The organism is Ulvibacter sp. 2305UL32-6 (genome assembly GCF_058148545.1).
Genome location: NZ_JBYVKA010000002.1, coordinates 309,613 through 326,669 on the forward strand (window position 1 = coordinate 309,613; position 17,057 = coordinate 326,669).

Sequence of the window (17,057 nt, forward strand, 5' to 3'; positions counted from 1 at the left end):
AAAAAATTCTGGTGCTTAGCTTGCATTCTTGCAAAAATAAAAAAAAAGGATTAGTAATTCGGTTTCGGATAGCAGAGATAATGTTTTACTACTTTTTTTGACAGCGCTTTTAGATTTAACTGGTCGCTCGCCTTAGCTACATCAACAACTTTTCCATTTTTCATTAATAAATTTATCGTATCACTATCCATTCGATATGCCTGGTTGGATATTTCACCATGGAATACAAAATAAGATGCTTCATGTGCGGTAAGGTTGTGTTGATCTCCAAACTTTTCAAGTAATGTGGCCATATAATCTGCCTTGGGTGCTTTTTTCTTCAATTTTACTTTTAAAAGATCCCTATTCAAAATCATTAGAGATAACTTCCGAAGTACAAAATCTGAATGCTCTACCCAGGTTTTCATTCCCGCCAAAACGTCGGCATCATCGAGTCTGGCAAAGGTGTTTAATTCAGAAGAACCAAAATTCTCAACAGTCACTGGTGTTTTCAGAAAAAAAGACAAAGCAGGTGGCGCAGGCACGACTTTCCCTTCGTGAACGAGTTCTTTCGCTCTTTTTAACACGCGAAGTAAAAGTTGTTCGGCCACAATACCTGTTTTATGTAAATATACCTGCCAATACATGAGTCTACGTGCAATAATGAATTTTTCAACGCTATAGATCCCTTTTTCCTCAACCACCAACCCATCGTCATAGACGTTGAGCATTGCTATTAATCTTTCTGAATTTACAGCACCTTCACTTACACCTGTATAGAAGCTATCTCGTCTTAGATAGTCCAGTCGATCCATGTCTAACTGACTTGAAATAAGCTGATGAAGGAATTTTCGGTCATATTGATCCTTAAAGATTGTGATCGCAAGCGTTAATCTGTTGTTAAATTCTTCGTTTAAAGCTTCCATAAACAGCAAGGAAATGTGCTCGTGAGACACATTGTCTATGATACTATTTTCAAGGGCATGTGAGAATGGACCATGTCCTATATCGTGCAGCAGAATTGCAACTTGAAGTGCTTCAGATTCTTCTTCGGAAATATCAACACCTTTAAAACTAAGCGTTTGAATAGCTTTTTGCATCAAAAACAGGGCTCCTAACGCGTGATGAAAACGCGTATGATGTGCTCCTGGATATACGAGATACGACATCCCCATTTGCGATATTCGTCGAAGGCGCTGAAAGTATTCATGTTCGATTAACTCGAAGATGAGCGTACTTTTAATGGTAATAAAACCATAGATTGGGTCGTTTATAATCTTGAGCTTATTTCTCAATTTCAAAGTTTAACTTTTAATTAGTACTTAAAAAAGTGTTTTGAAGTGCTTCGGAATTAATTTTGAGGTAAGTCTATTAAAAAATTAATTATAAATACTTACAGAACAAATATACATATATGAGCGAGATAAAAGTACTTTGGGTCGATGACGAGATTGATTTACTGAAACCACACATTATATTTCTTGAAAACAAAAATTACCAAGTAACTACTGCTCAGAGTGGTACCGAAGCTTTGGAGGAGCTTAAGGTGCAGAATTTCGACATTGTTTTTCTAGATGAGAACATGCCTGGACTTACTGGCTTGGAAACCTTAGCTGAAATAAAAGAAAAAGATGCAAGTCTTCCGGTGGTTATGATCACCAAAAGTGAAGAGGAATATATAATGGAGGAAGCTATTGGTTCAAAGATAGCCGACTATCTTATAAAGCCTGTCAATCCGAATCAAATCTTGCTCAGTTTAAAAAAGAACTTAGACCACAGCCGTTTGATCTCAGAAAAAACCACATCAAATTATCAGCAAGAGTTCAGAAAGATCGCCATGGACATGTCTATGATCAATACGTATGAGGGCTGGGCTGATCTTTATCAAAAATTGGTTTATTGGGAATTAGAACTAGAAAATATTGAAGATACGGGTATGTTTGATATTCTAGAATCTCAAAAAACCGAAGCGAATACACAGTTTTGTAAATTTATTGACAAAAATTATCCTAGTTGGTTTGATAGTAATCGCGATGATGCGCCTACTATGTCGCACACCTTATTTCGCGACAAGATTGCTCCTGAGATCGGCAAAGATCAACCTACTTTACTAGTGGTGGTCGATAATTTGCGGTACGACCAATGGAAAGCTTTTGAACCATTCGTCCTGAATACCTATAAGAAAGTAAAAGAAGAAATGTTTTGCAGTATTTTACCCACTGCAACCCAATATGCTAGAAATGCTATCTTTTCTGGACTTATGCCTAGTGATATGGAAAAATTACATCCTGATTATTGGCTTAATGATACTGAAGAAGGTGGAAAGAACATGTATGAAGACAAATTCTTAGAAGCTCAGTTAAAGCGTTTAGGAATAGATGTCAATTGGAGTTATCATAAAATTTCTAGTTTAAAACAAGGGAAACGCTTAGCAGAAAGCTTTAAAAGCCACAAAGACGAAGATCTAACAGTCGTTGTTTATAATTTCGTGGATATGTTATCACATTCAAAAACCGAGATGGAGGTGATCAAAGAGCTTGCTTCGAATGATAAGAGCTATCGAAGTTTAACTCAGAGCTGGTTTAAAAATTCACCTTTGATGGATGTGATCCAACAAGCAGCACAGTTAGGTTTTAAATTAATTATAACTACAGATCACGGAACAATAAACGTAAAGAACCCATCTAAAGTCATAGGTGATAAAAACACAAGCTTAAACCTGCGATATAAGACAGGGAGAAGTTTGACTTATGAGGAACGAGACGTGTTAGCCGCAAAAGATCCAAAGACGATTCATCTACCTTCTATTAATATGAGTAGCTCCTTTATATTTGCAAAAGGCGACTTATTCTTTGCTTATCCAAACAATTACAACCATTATGTAGGCTATTACAGAAACACCTACCAGCATGGCGGAGTCTCTTTAGAAGAAATGATCATTCCTTTTGCAATACTTAATCCTAAGTAGAAGTTTTTTGTAAGTTTTTTCTGTATATTGCGCACTTAATCGAATATATTGGTTTATTAACTATGCCTTTTTATATATTCGCTCGACTCGATTATGAAGGTAACATATACTTTATCTGATTTAAACACTGTTGCAGGCTCTATTTTATCTGAGGCTAAGACAAAGACGCTCCTTTTTTATGGAGATATGGGTATTGGAAAAACTACCTTGATAAAGGAATTAGCAAAAACATTAGGAGTTCAAGATACTATTAGCAGTCCAACATTCTCGATTGTAAACGAGTATGATTTAAAAAATGATAAATTATATCATTTTGATTTTTATAGACTAGATCATGAAGATGAGGCTATGGATTTTGGAGTTGAGGAATATTTTTATTCTGGACATTGGAATTTTGTAGAATGGCCAGAGAAAATTAAAAATTTATTACCGAAAGAATCGACTACGATAAAATTAACAAAAAACAAAGATGGAAGTAGAACTTTAAATATAACGCCAGTGAATTAAATTGCTCGATAAACATACCTAATCCCTTGTACTTATTAGTGTTTGCCCCAAATTGCACATATTCTTAGGACAGTTTTTTATTGTGAAAAATAAAACTAACTAAGATACGTATAACATAGTTTTCATACTTGTGTTTTTTTGGTCTAGTATTGTAATATAAACCTCACAAAACATATATTATGAAACTAAAAAAGTACTTATTTATCGCAGCAATTTTCGGAGCAACCCTATTTGTATCGTGTACCCCAGAAAGCATCGAAGATGAACAAACCGAACAACAAGTGGACAAGACCCTCAAACCACTACAAAACGGGTAGTAAACCCCTATTTGTAGGCGGTGTAATTGTTCTATTAATAGCGCTTACACCTATTTTATTTTATTTATATGAGAGTTTCCCGAATACACAAATTTGGGAAACTTCTCTATTTACATTAGAAACTAGTTTTCCAGACTGGTATTCTTTTGCCTGGTACTTCACCGGCAAAGCTATTCCATTAATGCTTTTGTTGATTTGGTTTTTTACTTGTAAACATTGGTGGCACTGGATCATTCTAGTCCCAATAGCGATGTATTCGTTTCAACTATGGGGAGTTTTAAATGAAAGTAACAACTTAGATTCGTTAGAATTATATTATGTTTTACCTCTTATGCTTATACTAGTTCCTTTTGTGTATTTAATTAGAGCTAAACTTTTTGCTCAAGTACGAGGAGGAGACTTGAAATCGTTCGAAGAAGAATTAACCACAAAACGAAGCATTTGGCAACAACTTAAAGATTTATTTCGATAGCTAATTCACAAACATTAAATTAAAATTATTTATGTAACTTGGTTGTATCAACTCAACCATCATGTCTCAACCCAAATCCCCGTTTACAGCTGCTCAACTTCTTCCTCAAGAAGAAATGCTAGAAATCACTAAGCAAAGAGGTGAACTTTTTATTGGGATTCCTAAGGAAATCTACTTTCAAGAAAAACGTATCTGCCTTACCCCCGATGCTGTAGCCGCTATAATTGCAAACGGGCATAGAGTACTTCTTGAACATGGTGCAGGAATTGAAGCTGGTTTTTCAGATAAAGATTATAGTGAAGCTGGAGCAGAACTGACCTCAAACACCAAAAAAGTTTTTGAATGTCCTATGATTTTAAAAGTAGAACCCCCTACTCTTGATGAATTAGAGATGATCAAACCCAAAACAGTGGTAATCTCTGCTTTACAACTAAAAACACGACAGAAATCTTATTTTCAAGCGCTATATAAAAAAAAGATTACTGCCTTAGCTTTTGAATTCATTAAAGATGAAGATCACAGCTATCCTGCCGTAAAAGCACTAAGTGAAATTGCAGGAACGGCTTCTGTTCTGATTGCTGCGGAACTGATGGTTAACGCTAAAAAAGGCAACGGTTTACTTTTTGGCAACATTAGTGGCGTGCCACCTGTAGAAGTAGTGGTGATAGGGGCAGGTACTGTAGGTCAGTTTGCGGTACGCTCTGCATTGGGTCTAGGCGCCAATGTTAAGGTCTTTGATAGCTCCATAACCAAATTAAGGAAGCTTCAAACAAATGTTGGGAGAACGCTATACACATCTACCATTCAACCTAAAAACTTATTAAAAGCGCTCAGAAGATGTGATGTTGCCATAGGTGCAGTTCGGGGAGGTAATCGATCTCCTGTACTGATCACGGAAGACATGGTATGCAAAATGAAAAAAGGCGCTGTTATTATAGATGTAAGTGTAGACATGGGTGGATGTTTTGAAACTACAGAAACAACGAGTCATGATCACCCTACACAGATTAAGCACGATGTAATTCATTATGGTGTGCCAAATATTCCAGCGCGCTATCCTAAAACTGCCTCAATTTCAATCAGCAATATTTTTACGCCATATTTACTTCAAATAGCAGAATCTGGAGGTTTAGAACAAGCCATTCGTTTTGATGCTGGTTTAAAAAATGGGTTGTATTTTTACCGTGGAATACTGACAAACAAATCGGTTGCAGATTGGTTTGATTTGTCTTATAGTGATATAAACCTTTTGATTTTTTAGATGAAATTAGCATATCGTTTTGCCTATTATTTAGGCGGATTTACCATTGGACTAATCATATTATTCTTTTTCCTTGGAGGAAAGAAAACTAGCTGTGACTATGGGCCTAATGCAAGAGTTTTGAAAAACATACGTGTAAAAAAGCGTAATTTTTCTCCTGAAACCTTAGCTTTCCTCAGAGAAAACTCAATGGATACTTCCGTAATTTCTAAAGCATTGCGACATGGAGACGTCGACTTTTCAAAAAGTGACCCAGGATTAGATTCATGTAAACAATACACAATCAACACACAAACTGGAGATCAACATATGCAAATGCTGATCGAAAATTGCGATTCAATTGCTACCATTCTTAAATTAACGCATTCTAATTAGTCCTTCCCTGTTCTCTTTCTAACTGCTTAAGATAATAAGTAGGCTTAATCCCATGTCTTTTATAAAAAGCTCGAGTAAAGGATTCTGCCGTTTTAAAACCACATTCTTGAGCTATCGCTTTTAAGGAGTATTTCCGTAATTGCCTCTGTTCTTTTAAGGCTGTTGCCGCATACTCTGCCCTTAGATTATTTAAATATTGGGGGAAATTCGTGTCTTTTTTTAAATTCACTACGCGTGAAAGATATTTTGGATTGGTGCCAAAAGATTTTGCTAAATTGTGCAAATTGATATCGTTTCTTAAAAATCTTTCTTTGTTTTCAAATTTCTCTAAATTTTTTAAAATATCACGTATGGTACTGTCCGGTATACTACTCCTCTGGAAACTATAGCCAAGCGATTTCGTTTTTGACAATTTTTTTTTAGTGTCAAAGAGAGCTAAATACCTCTTTTTATACACTCTTTGCATGATAATAAAATAAAATAATCCAATAGTGAGTATACCCCCAATTATCAAATACATAAGAATTTTTAAATCAGACTTGTCGTTTTGAGCTTTAAGTTTATGGATTAAATTTTCTTTCTCTTTTATTAAAAGAGGTGTTTCAAACTGGGAAATTATATTAGATTCAAAATACTGATAGTTTGTTTTAAAAATACTATCAGCATTAATCATTTTTGCTAAAATATCAATTTGTTTTTGCTCGCTTCCTTGTTGACTCTGATAATAGGATAATAGCTTTTCATACACCTCTCTATCTGAGGGAATGATCGATGGTTTTTTCAAATCAATTAGTGAATCTGTTTTCTCTAAAATCTTTACACCTTCAATCAATCGTTGTTTTTCTATCAAGGACGATCCTTCAATTCGATATATGATTATTTGATTATTCATATTAAAATTCGAAAAACGAGTCTTTAGCGACTTAATAAGTTTGAGTACCTCTGAAAATTTTTTTTCTTCATAAGCGATTTCCACCTCTAATGTTGAAGAGATGGTTTTATAATACTCCTTTTCTTGACCATCATAAGCTTCTATCGCATTCTTCATCTTTTTTAAATAATACTGTGCGGAATCAATTTTCTTCAATTCAAGATAACAAGATGCAAATGTTTGATAAGATGATATTAATACTTCTTTATAAAATACATCAACCCTAGGTGTGGCCTCATTTCTCATCGAAAACAGCAGATTTTTCTTAAATTCCGATGTGGTAACTAATTCGTGTCTTTGAACCTGTAAATTGAGGGCTCTCTTAGGATTCCCCCAAATCCTGTAATTATTTGTCAAGTGATGCAACAAATATTCTTGCTGAATAAGATTATTGTTTTCCTGCGCAAATTTATATGCCTTAAAGTCATATTGAGTCGATTCAACTAGATTACCAATCTTTTCGTAAATATGTGCTTTCATAAGATACCCTAACCCAGGATAGGTTACATGCTCTAGGTCTTTTGTCAAGGCAATGATACTATCAGCATACACCAAGTTCTTTTTTGGGTGAAAAATACGAGCCAAACGGTCATAGCCTCGAGCCATTTTAATTGTATCACGCTGTGTCTTGGCTCGTTCTAGATAAACCATTGCAACTCTTTCTGCTTTGGTTGAGTCTTCGCTTACTTCATTAAAGTATTCCAACAATGATTCATCCTCCATTTGTTGGAGATCGATTAATGATTTTTCCTGTCCAAAGCTAATATGCAGAAAGCCTAGAAAAAATAAAAGAAGGGCCCTTTTCATGATAATCCGTTTCTAATCTAAAGTTATAAAAAAAGGAAACGCAAACATGATTTTAGCAGTGAGTAGACTAAAAAAGACAACAATACCTTATAATTTTATGAAAATGAACTAGTTACCAATAACTTGATATGCCACTATTCATGAATTAAGACTTATAAAACATGAATGGCTAGTACCTTCACTTGCAATATGCTGAAATTATTAAAACATTTGTGAAATAGAATTCCTCAGAATCAACTTCATGCTTTTCATATTTATTAACGTGGGGAGTTAAGCAGAAAAGTCTTGGAGTTGATTCTTTTTTATTAGCTATTATTATTCCTTATCTAAATAAATTCCTCCACTATCCGCTTCAAGGAATATCCCGTATCTTTATAAGTGTCATATTCTAAATTAATTCAATTATGCGCACAAAAATCATATTTACACTATTAATAGCCTCTATTTCATTATGTTTTTCACAGACCACCACTATTTTATGGGACTGCTCTCTTTCTATGAAAAAAAGAGATATTAATAAAGATTTTCAATTCCTAGAACGTTATTTTCAGCAAAACAAAAATACCTCCGTCACTATCGTTAAATTTCAAACTGGGATTATTAATAAATCTTCAATCCCAGTTACGGACGGAAATTGGATCGGACTCAAATCTGAACTGGAAAATACAATATACGACGGCGCAACCTCTTACAAAGGTCTGCCTGCGGTTGCACAAGGAAACATATTATTATTTACTGACGGTAATGATCAGTGTAGTAGTGATGATCCATATTTTAATGGCGACCTAACGGTTATAAATAGTTCTACAGATTATGACACAAAAAAATTACTTGTATTATCAACACTTAATAAGGGGCGACTTTTAAATATCGCTCCATTGACCAATAACTTATCACTTGAATACACCGGTCAGATTGTTAATAAAAGTAATTATAGAGGTGACGCTCAAATATCCCTTAATGGTAAAAAAATAGCATCTATTTCAAATAATGATGGGCGTTTTAAGATTAATGCCAAGGCCGGAGACACGCTAGCTATTCAGGCAAAAGGGACCAAATCTGTCGTTATGGAACTTGGGGAAGATCGCTTGCTTAACATTGTTCTGGATAGCGATGGGGAACGGCTAAATGAGGTTCTGATAGAAACAAAAAAGGAAGCTCCTATTCTTAAAAACGATAAAATGACTGCATACGGTCCAACAAATCCTGATGCATTAGGTTATAGTGTGGCTTCCATAGACGATGAAGAAATTTCCGAAATTACAACAACGCTCTCTCAAGCTGCCCGTGGCAAACTTGTAAGCCTTGAATATGGATCTGGACAAGATATAAGTCAATCGGTAATTAGAGGGCTCACAACGTTTCAAGGCAACAATTATGCTCTGGTTGTGGTTGATGGAGTTGCCTTAAAACAATCTAATTCAAGTAGACCTTCTAGTAGTTTTAACAATAACATTCAATCAACAGATTTTATTGACCCAAATAATATTGCCGACATCACAGTACTTAAAGGGCTTGCCGCGACAAATCTATACGGGGCTCAAGGATCGAACGGAGTGATTCTTATCACAACAAAATTAGCTGAGCAAAATTTAAATGCTAAAAAAGATACTTCCAAAGAAAACACTGCGCTTCTTAAAAATAATATCTACGAAGGCACAGCAAAGCTAAACCGAGTTTCTATAAAGAAAGCGTATATACAAGCAATGACCCAAACTAATAACAGTAACGAGGCCTATAAAAAGTATTTAAGCTTAAGAGAATTTAATGCCTCGCCCGCTTTCTATCTGGATACTGCCGAATTCTTTTCAAATAGCAATCCCAAACTTGCTTCGCAAATTGCTTCTAATATTCTTGAAGTATATAGCGACAGCCACGAAGCATTACAGGCCCTTTTAATGTTGTCGAACGACTGGAATGACACTTCCCTCGCTCTGGATACCGCCAACCTCCTCTTAGAGCGATTTCCAAATCAAATTCAATCCTATTTAGACGTGGCGATTGCGAATAGGAAATCGGGGAATTACCAGATTGCTTTAGATATGCTTTATAAGATGAGTTCAGGCACTATTAATACACAACTCGATTTTTCTGGTTTAAGCAAAATCATCGATAATGAACTGAAATTTATGATTCTAAAACATCGCGATCAAGTTAAATCACATCGTATAGGGACTAAATACTTTAAGGAAACAAAATACGACGCACGCTTAACATTTACCTGGAACGATACCGACGCTAATTTTGATCTAAAGTTTATTAATCCGAAGAAACGTTTTTTTAACTGGGAACATTCTCTTCATACTGATCCTGAACGAATTAATTCAGAAAAAACAAATGGATATAGTAAAGAAGAATTTTTATTGATTGATGCCGAAAAAGGCCCTTGGCTCATAAATGTGATCTATAATGGAAATACTCGTGCCAAAGATTTACCTGTTTATATAAGCTGTACCGTAGATTATAACTTCGGAAAACCTGAACAACGTACTGAAGAACACCTACTCAAACTAGAACAAATTGGTGAAGAAACAACGATGCTGAACGTTCTTATTAAGTAACCTAAATTTTTCTTCGTTCTTTTTCCTTTTTTAATAGGGTAAGTTCTCTACTTGTTTGTCCGGCTACCGAAGTGTTTTCTTCGGCTCTTCTTATCAAATAAGGCATCACATCTTTTACAGGACCAAAGGGTATATACTTCGCAACATTATATCCCTCTGCAGCTAGATTGTAACTAATATGATCACTCATTCCATATAACTGACCAAACCAAACTCGAGAATCATTGCGCATAATCCCTTTAGCATCCATAATTTCCATGCCCAAATAACTACTCGATTCGTTATGAGTTCCTAAGAAAAGTGAAATATCATCTAAGTTATCCAAAATATATTTCATCACCGTGTTGAAATTATCATCGGTTTCTTGTTTGCTTTTACAAATGGGAGAAGTATATCCTTTATCTTCTGCTCGGTCATTCTCTTTCTCCATATATGCACCCCGAACTACCTTAAATCCAAGCTTATACCCCTTTTCTTTTGCTATACGATGCTGATCCTTTAAATAGTCTAAACGATCCCAGCGATAGCATTGCAGTGTATTAAATACTATTGGTTTTTCTTTATTGTATTTTTCCATCATTTCTTGACAGAGATCATCAGCCGCTCCTTGTATCCAACTCTCTTCCCCATCAACTAATAAAGAAATATCACAGTCGGAAGCAACTTTACAAACCGCATCATATCGTTTTACAATACGCTCCCACTCTGCTTCTTCCGTTTCTGATAAGGTAATCTTCTCATTAACCTTTTGCCAAATTTTAAAACGTCCAAATCCGGTAGGTTTAAAAACCGAAAAAGGCATCGCATCTTTATGTTCTGCAAAACGAGTGAGCTCAATAACTTTTTCAGAAGTAAAGTCGAATTGCCGCTCATCCTCCTTCCCCTCCACCGAATAATCTAAAACTGAATACACCGAAGCGCCCCTTAGACTATCTACGGTTTGCATGCAGTCTTTTTCATTAACCCCGCCACAAAAATGATCAAACACGGTAGATCTAATTAATCCTTCTACCGGTAAATGCAAATTCAAAGCAAATTTCGTCGCAGCCGTCCCAATGCGAACCAGCGGTTCTTTCGAGATCATTTTAAATAGAAAATAGGCCCGTTCCAGTTCTGAATCCGTTTTTAGTTTAAATGCGGTTTCGGTATTATCAAAAAGCGAATTGTTTATCATAGTGGGTAAATAGTGTGACAAATATAGTTAGATTTGACTTTCAAACGGAAAAATAAAAAGAAGTCTACATGAAAAGTATTATCAAGGATAGTGGATCGGTTTTTGGCAGCAGCCTAGGCTGGCAAGCTCTAAAAAATACCATTGATAAGCTAAAGCCTTCATCAATATTTATTTTAACTGATGAAAACACGCGAAAACATTGTCTCTCGGTTTTTATTGAAAAAAGCGAAATTTCAAATGCTTATTCTATATTAGAAATGCCCGCTGGCGAGGCATTTAAGACAATAGAAAGCTGTGTCTCTCTATGGAATCAGCTTTCGGAACTTGGCGCAGATCGTGCCAGTATTCTTATTAATCTTGGTGGTGGAGTTGTGACTGATCTTGGTGGTTTTGTTGCAGCTACATTTAGACGAGGCATCTCTTTTATTAATATCCCAACATCTTTATTAGCGATGGTTGATGCTTCTGTTGGGGGAAAGAACGGTGTAGATCTAGGAGTCCTGAAAAATCAAATTGGGACTATTCGTTCTGCGGAATGCGTGATCGTAGATACTGAATTTCTAAAAACACTTCCCGAACAAGAAATAAAATCGGGTATGGCCGAAATGTTTAAGCACGGTCTTATTGCTTCGGAAGACTACTGGAACCGTATGCAGCTCTTTTCAGCAGAGAAAACAGCTGAAGCTTTTGAACTCATCTGGGAATCTATTAGTATTAAAAACGATATTGTCACCAAAGACCCTTTGGAAAAAAACCTTCGGAAGAGCTTAAACTACGGACATACACTAGGGCACGCTATTGAATCTTACTGTTTAGAAAATTTCAATAAGCCTTCCCTATTGCACGGTGAAGCTATCGCAATAGGCATGATCTTAGCAACCTATATTTCTTCAGAAATGCTCAATTTTCCGAAGACGAAACGCAACAATATTACAGAAGTCTTACTACGCTATTTTATAAAACGGTCATTTTCCGAAGCCGATATAAAAGAGATTATTGCACTCCTTGCTTTTGATAAAAAAAATAGTCATGGGGTGATCTACTTTGTATTACTTGAGGAAATTGGTCACATCAAAACAAATCAGGAAGTTTCTGACAACCTTATATACAGCGCATTTGCCTACTACCAAAATTTTTAATTTTTTCTTGAGACTGTTATTCTTTTTTTAGTAGTTTAGTTTCAGAAACCATCAACCCCAAACCCAATGAAACGTGTTATTGTAGATTTTAAAAAACTAACTCCCGAAATTTTATCGATGTTGGTTGAAAAGTATCCAGACGGTTATGATGACGACGCAGTGATTTCCTTTAGAAATGCTGCAAATGAATTAGTTGAAGCGGTTGAAGTACGCACCGATGAAACAATCTATTTAGTCAAAGTAAGTTCAAAATTAGAAAATTCCATGGCCAATTTTGACGAAGACGATTACGACGATGTAAACTATTCGGAGCCCATAAGTGAAATGCCGGACAAAAAAAGTCTTGAAGAAGAAGAATAAAAAAAGAGGCCAATTGGCCTCTTTTTTTAACGGAAAAAATCATTTTATGCATGTTGTAACTCATGCTTACCTTCCTTAATCTCCTCAATCAATTTAGCATTAAATGCCGGTAGATCATTAGGATTTCTACTTGTAACGAAACCTTCATCAACAACAACTTCGCTATCCTCCCATTCTGCTCCAGCATTTACCAGATCGTCTTTAATAGAGGCAAATGAGGTCATTTTTCTACCTTTTACAACATCCGCAGAAATTAATGTCCATGGTGCATGACAAATAGCTGCAACGGGTTTCTTTTCTTTAAAGAAATCGCGAACAAACATTAAGGCCTCTTCATTCCTTCTTAACTTATCTGGGTTAATGACACCACCTGGTAGCATTAAGGCATTATATTGTTTTGAATTTACTTGATCCAAGGTTTTATCAACCTCGTATTCTTTGCTCCAATTTCCATCAGACCATGATTTAATTGTCCCAGCCGATTCACTTACGATGTCAACTATAAAACCTTCCTTTTCCATCGCCTCTTTTGGTGATTTCAATTCTGATTCTTCAAATCCGTTTGTAGCTAAAATGGCTATTCTCTTTTTCATTTTTTATAGTTTTTAATTAATACTTGTTTTACCCAAAGATAACTACAAACCCTTGCAGACACAAGGATAGCATGCTAAGGTTATATTAAAGTATGTTAAGAATATGAAAAGTAATAGGTCACATTTCAATAGTGTAAAGAAGCAAAACACTATTAAAAAAAACCGCGAAGATTTATAAAAGGATACTAAAATTAAAAATACCGTTCATTTAATATATTGATATGATGAATTTCATGACCACCACAAATGTAGAGTGCTGCGCGCACCGACAACGGGCTCTCATTTGCAAAACCCATCTTAGAGAAAACAGAAGGCGAACACCCAGCTACAAAGGCAAGCGTAGCAAGTCTAACTGCGCTATATTCCTCAACAAGATTCTCCATTGATCGTTCATTCGCAAATCCGTTTGATACAAACTCATCCTGATCAAAACCCTCTAGTACTACTCCATCTGCACGTGAAAATTGCAGGGCTCGATACACAAATACGCGCTCTGTATCAATAATGTGAAGCAAAACTTCTTTCGGGGTCCATTTTCCTGCGGCATAACGATACTCATGGATTTCCGCAGGAATCCCGCTAAAGTATGCCTTTGTCTTCCGTAAGCCCTGCTCCAAGACATCCAGGATAGGCTTTTCTTGAACCGAATCAATGTATCGTTTGTAATAAGAATTGTATTCGTTTGCCGGAACCATAATATCTTTCAAATAAAAATATAAAAAAACCCCTCGTTACACACGAAGGGCTTAACAAATTTTCAATTATTTTATTGAATATTTTTAAAGATAGAGTGCATTAACCTCTTTTTATCATTAATACTCTCTTCCAAAGAGATCATGGTTTCAGTTCTCGTAACTCCCTCAATATCATCAATTCTATAAATGATGTCCTTAGCATGGCTGGTATTCTTTGCACGAATCTTGCAAAAAATATTAAATTTTCCTGTGGTCACGTGGGCTACAGTTACATACGGGATTTCATTAATTCGCTCTAGAACGAATTGCGTTTGTGAAGTCTTATTGAGGAAAATACCCACATAGGCTATAAAAGAATACCCAAGTTTTTTGTAATCTAATCGTAAAGAGGATCCAGTAATTATACCCGCCTCTTCCATCTTCTTAACACGTACATGAACCGTTCCCGCCGATATGCCTAATTTCTTAGCAATATCAGTAAAAGGAGTCCGGGTATTCTCAATTAACATATCGAGAATTTTGTGATCAGTATCGTCTATTTTAAATTTTGCCATGGGATTTTAATTGAAGGCACAAATGTAAGGAGTTTGTCAGCAAAAAGAAATCTTAAAATGGAAAAATTGTAAGTGAATTATCTGATTCCCTAGTAATTGTTGTAATTTCTTCACCAACTTGGACAATTTGCTGAGAATTTATCAAAACTTTATGACCGTCAAGCTGGCGCTCTTGATGACCAAAATAAGCGCTATAATCGCCTATCCCCTCCAATACAGGAATAAATTTAATAGTGTCATTCTCTAATTTTTCCTCATACTGAATGGCAATATCGCAAGCTTCATCTTCACAATCTGATAGCGTGCCAGATGACGAATATGAAGGTGATACTCTCACATTACGTATAATGAGATCTTTAAAATTAACTTTGTTTTGCGGGATGCTTTTATAATCATCAACATTAAATTTCTTTTTCAAAGCAGTAGAAAAGCCAAATAACTGCAACAATGCATAAAAGATATATTCTCGCGTTTTTTCTCGTTGATAATCGCCTTGCGCATGCCCTGCTTCAAATAAAATAGTTGGAACACCAGCCATTTGAAAGGTATCCCCAACACAATTAGCATTAAAGCTATCATCATATCGCCCCACTTGCCCTGGTATAAACATTTGCAAAATACTATTCATATTAAGAATGTGCTTCATGGCCGCTACCCGACTGCTAGTAAGGCTTCGTTGGCTATCTGCCGCAGGTGCAAGAAATGAAACCGTCGCAGGTAATCCCGAGTCAAATCCATAAATTGTGCGTTGATCGTGCAAATTAAGGCACAACTGTGGTTGTAGGTTTTTAAAAACATCGTGTAGAACCCTACTTTCACTTTGCGTCAATGCTTGAGCATCCCTATTTAGATCAACACCATTACTATTAACACGTGTATATGCTTCGGCTCCGTCTGGATTCAACATAGGAATGACGTAAAAAGAATATGAAGAGAGAAAATGGTCTATTTCTCTTCGGAAATAATCTTTCTGTACACAAAACTTTAAAAAATCAAAAATTGCTTTGGTGGTGGTCGATTCATTTCCGTGCATTTGTGACCAAGCTAAAACAACTTTTTTACCTGTACCTAATCGGAACATTGGGATCTGTTTTCCCAATTCTGAACCTCCAACAATTGAAAATTCAACATCTATATTTTCGTCTTTTAACAGAGGAAGAAGCATCTCTAAGGTGATGTAACGCCCCGTCAAACGAGCTTCAAAAAAGTGTGAATATTGCTGAAATATCTGCATAGTGAATCTAGTAAAAAAACAAAGATAAACAATGCTTTGTTTACAAAAGTAAACACTAAAAAACACTCGAAACACTTAATTTTTCCAAAAAATGTTACTTGTGTAACCAAATAATGGTCGAATTTTTACTAAAACTAATTATATGTAATTAACTATTTTTATTTCAGCAGTTTAGATATATTTAAGTGTAGTTTTAGTTTACAGTATCAAAACATTTATAGCTATAAATTTGCGGTATATACAGCAATAAATTACATTTGTAACGCGTTATCTTCAAAATTGCAACGTTACAATGGTAAACAGCTTAGATTTTACAAAAAGACTTGAAAAAATCATGGATTTCTACGGTCTTTCTGCAACTGCTTTTTCAGAAGCGATCAGCTTTAACCGCTCCACTATTTCACATCTTTTATCGGGAAGAAATAAACCGAGTTTGGAGTTTGTCATGAAAGTCGTTCAGCATTTTCCTGAGGTAGAATTATATTGGCTACTCAACGGCAAGGGCTCCTTCCCTGTTCAAAAGGAAGCTAACATATCAACACCCGCTTCACCAAATAGCATTACCGAAGAAAAATCGAAGGCCATCCATCCAAAGAATACCCATTCAATAGCTACTTCCGAAGATAAACCAGCAGCCAAATCCATTGACCGCATCGTCATTTTTTATACAGACGGCACTTTTAAGGAATATCGCCCGTAGGTTTCAGTAAAAATTCAGAAATTCGCATAAATTATACACGAATGCGATTTACCTTACTATTTCTTTTATCTCTCCTGTGCTCATCTTGCTACAATGCCGAACGCAATTGTTCCAATTTTAAAACAGGAACCTTTGAATTTGAAGCACTTGTGGGAACCGAAATCACCAAAACTACCTTTGTTAGAAATGATTCGGTAGAAATTGACTATTTTAGAGGAAGAGCAGATACGTCAAGTATACGCTGGATCAACGATTGCGAGTATATTGTAAAAAAACAAAATCCAAAAAATCGCGCAGAAGAGAAAGCTATTCACATGAAAATATTAACCACAAACGGCGACACTTACTTGTTTGAATACAATGTTGTTGGACAAACCCGCAAGGAAAGAGGTACCGCAATAAAAGTGAGTGGAGATAAATAAATGAAACC

The 17,057-nt window shown here is 35.6% G+C and carries 17 protein-coding genes; 10 read left to right on the forward strand and 7 right to left on the reverse strand.

Annotated elements, in window-relative coordinates; translation table 11 throughout:
* Positions 1 to 50: 50 nt before the first annotated feature.
* Positions 51 to 1,280, reverse strand: coding sequence for an HD domain-containing protein (locus tag ACY2RU_RS07205; RefSeq protein ID WP_490137760.1), 1,230 nt, complete (start codon positions 1,278 to 1,280; stop codon positions 51 to 53).
* Positions 1,281 to 1,393: 113 nt separating this feature from the next.
* On the opposite strand from ACY2RU_RS07205, the gene porX reads away from it, so the two are divergent.
* From porX to ACY2RU_RS07230, 5 genes are all read left to right on the forward strand, one after another.
* Positions 1,394 to 2,947 (forward strand): T9SS response regulator signal transducer PorX, encoded by a 1,554-nt coding sequence (porX, locus tag ACY2RU_RS07210; RefSeq protein WP_490137761.1) that lies wholly within the window; start codon positions 1,394 to 1,396, stop codon positions 2,945 to 2,947.
* Positions 2,948 to 3,040: 93 nt separating this feature from the next.
* Complete coding sequence (gene tsaE, locus ACY2RU_RS07215) at positions 3,041 to 3,454, forward strand: tRNA (adenosine(37)-N6)-threonylcarbamoyltransferase complex ATPase subunit type 1 TsaE (protein ID WP_490137762.1); 414 nt, start codon at positions 3,041 to 3,043, stop codon at positions 3,452 to 3,454.
* A gap of 261 nt (positions 3,455 to 3,715) precedes the next feature.
* Positions 3,716 to 4,243 carry a hypothetical protein gene (locus tag ACY2RU_RS07220; RefSeq protein WP_490137763.1) on the forward strand — a complete coding sequence of 176 codons (528 nt, stop codon included), beginning with the start codon at positions 3,716 to 3,718 and terminating at the stop codon, positions 4,241 to 4,243.
* A 61-nt stretch (positions 4,244 to 4,304) separates the two neighbouring features.
* Positions 4,305 to 5,504, forward strand: coding sequence for an alanine dehydrogenase (locus tag ACY2RU_RS07225; RefSeq protein ID WP_490137764.1), 1,200 nt, complete (start codon positions 4,305 to 4,307; stop codon positions 5,502 to 5,504).
* Positions 5,505 to 5,879 carry a hypothetical protein gene (locus ACY2RU_RS07230; RefSeq protein ID WP_490137765.1) on the forward strand — a complete coding sequence of 125 codons (375 nt, stop codon included), beginning with the start codon at positions 5,505 to 5,507 and terminating at the stop codon, positions 5,877 to 5,879.
* On the opposite strand, the gene ACY2RU_RS07235 is transcribed toward ACY2RU_RS07230, so the two are convergent.
* Positions 5,872 to 7,617, reverse strand: coding sequence for an AraC family transcriptional regulator (locus tag ACY2RU_RS07235; RefSeq protein WP_490137766.1), 1,746 nt, complete (start codon positions 7,615 to 7,617; stop codon positions 5,872 to 5,874). The two genes, ACY2RU_RS07230 and ACY2RU_RS07235, sit on opposite strands and share 8 nt — an antisense overlap.
* A gap of 404 nt (positions 7,618 to 8,021) precedes the next feature.
* Here ACY2RU_RS07235 and ACY2RU_RS07240 point away from each other — a divergent pair, with 404 nt between their 5' ends.
* The gene (locus ACY2RU_RS07240; RefSeq protein WP_490137767.1) at positions 8,022 to 10,178 is read left to right on the forward strand and encodes a DUF2135 domain-containing protein; all 2,157 of its coding nucleotides are present in this window, start codon (positions 8,022 to 8,024) and stop codon (positions 10,176 to 10,178) included.
* Between the two features lies 1 nt (position 10,179).
* Here ACY2RU_RS07240 and ACY2RU_RS07245 read toward each other — a convergent pair whose 3' ends face one another.
* Positions 10,180 to 11,352 (reverse strand): proline dehydrogenase family protein, encoded by a 1,173-nt coding sequence (locus ACY2RU_RS07245; protein ID WP_490137768.1) that lies wholly within the window; start codon positions 11,350 to 11,352, stop codon positions 10,180 to 10,182.
* A 68-nt stretch (positions 11,353 to 11,420) separates the two neighbouring features.
* Here ACY2RU_RS07245 and aroB point away from each other — a divergent pair, with 68 nt between their 5' ends.
* A complete protein-coding gene (aroB, locus tag ACY2RU_RS07250) occupies positions 11,421 to 12,491 on the forward strand; it encodes a 3-dehydroquinate synthase (RefSeq protein ID WP_490137769.1) in 1,071 nt (356 codons plus the stop codon).
* Positions 12,492 to 12,557: 66 nt separating this feature from the next.
* Positions 12,558 to 12,851, forward strand: a complete 294-nt coding sequence (locus tag ACY2RU_RS07255) for a hypothetical protein (RefSeq protein WP_490137770.1) — start codon at positions 12,558 to 12,560, stop codon at positions 12,849 to 12,851.
* 44 nt (positions 12,852 to 12,895) lie between these two features.
* Here ACY2RU_RS07255 and ACY2RU_RS07260 read toward each other — a convergent pair whose 3' ends face one another.
* The 4 genes from ACY2RU_RS07260 to ACY2RU_RS07275 form a co-directional block, all read right to left on the reverse strand.
* Positions 12,896 to 13,444: a type 1 glutamine amidotransferase domain-containing protein gene (locus tag ACY2RU_RS07260; protein ID WP_490137771.1), complete on the reverse strand. Its 549-nt coding sequence runs from the start codon at positions 13,442 to 13,444 to the stop codon at positions 12,896 to 12,898.
* Between the two features lie 191 nt (positions 13,445 to 13,635).
* Entirely contained in the window at positions 13,636 to 14,139 is a 504-nt protein-coding gene (locus tag ACY2RU_RS07265) for a DinB family protein (RefSeq protein WP_490137772.1), read from the reverse strand.
* A 71-nt stretch (positions 14,140 to 14,210) separates the two neighbouring features.
* A complete protein-coding gene (locus ACY2RU_RS07270; RefSeq protein ID WP_490137773.1) occupies positions 14,211 to 14,693 on the reverse strand; it encodes an Lrp/AsnC family transcriptional regulator in 483 nt (160 codons plus the stop codon).
* Positions 14,694 to 14,745: 52 nt separating this feature from the next.
* A complete protein-coding gene (locus ACY2RU_RS07275) occupies positions 14,746 to 15,927 on the reverse strand; it encodes a M14 family zinc carboxypeptidase (protein ID WP_490137774.1) in 1,182 nt (393 codons plus the stop codon).
* A 292-nt stretch (positions 15,928 to 16,219) separates the two neighbouring features.
* Between ACY2RU_RS07275 and ACY2RU_RS07280 the strand changes: the two genes are divergently transcribed.
* Both ACY2RU_RS07280 and ACY2RU_RS07285 read left to right on the forward strand, forming a co-directional pair.
* Positions 16,220 to 16,627 (forward strand): helix-turn-helix domain-containing protein, encoded by a 408-nt coding sequence (locus tag ACY2RU_RS07280; RefSeq protein WP_490137775.1) that lies wholly within the window; start codon positions 16,220 to 16,222, stop codon positions 16,625 to 16,627.
* 41 nt (positions 16,628 to 16,668) lie between these two features.
* Positions 16,669 to 17,049 carry a DNA topoisomerase IV gene (locus ACY2RU_RS07285; RefSeq protein WP_490137776.1) on the forward strand — a complete coding sequence of 127 codons (381 nt, stop codon included), beginning with the start codon at positions 16,669 to 16,671 and terminating at the stop codon, positions 17,047 to 17,049.
* The last annotated feature ends 8 nt before the right edge of the window (positions 17,050 to 17,057 follow it).